Origin of the sequence: Streptomyces sp. SID1328, from assembly GCF_009865595.1 — a bacterium.
Taxonomy (GTDB): domain Bacteria; phylum Actinomycetota; class Actinomycetes; order Streptomycetales; family Streptomycetaceae; genus Streptomyces; species Streptomyces griseoluteus.
Genome location: NZ_WWKH01000162.1, coordinates 1 through 409, shown reverse-complemented (window position 1 = coordinate 409; position 409 = coordinate 1). Strand labels below are relative to the sequence as shown.

The following is a 409-nucleotide window of genomic DNA, read 5'->3' as shown; positions in this document are numbered from 1 at the left end:
CGCGGGCGGCCGGTGCCGATGCCGGGGCGGGGGTGCCCGGCGCGGTCGCGGTGGAGCTGGTGCACGCCTTCTCGCTGCTGCACGACGACATCATGGACGGCGACGCCACCCGGCGCGGCCGCCCGGCACTGTGGAAGGCGTACGGCACGGGTCCCGCCGTTCTCGCCGGGGACGCCCTGTTCGCGCTGGCCGTCGGCGTCCTGGCCGATGTCCCCGGCGGGGTGCGGCTGCTCTCGGGCGCGCTGGCCGACGTGATGCGGGGGCAGGCCGACGACCTGCTGTTCGCCTCACGGCCCTGGACCGGCCCGGAAGCGGTGACGCCTGAGGAGTACCGGGTGATGGCGGAGGGCAAGACGGGTGCGCTGCTGGGCTGTTCGCTCGCGCTCGGCGCGCTGCTGGGCGGGGCTCC

1 protein-coding gene is annotated in these 409 nt (G+C 76.8%); it reads left to right on the top strand.

Annotated elements, in window-relative coordinates; genetic code table 11:
• Positions 1 to 409, top strand: a 409-nt coding sequence (locus GT030_RS04795) for a polyprenyl synthetase family protein (protein WP_202459686.1), incomplete at both ends; no start/stop codon positions are given.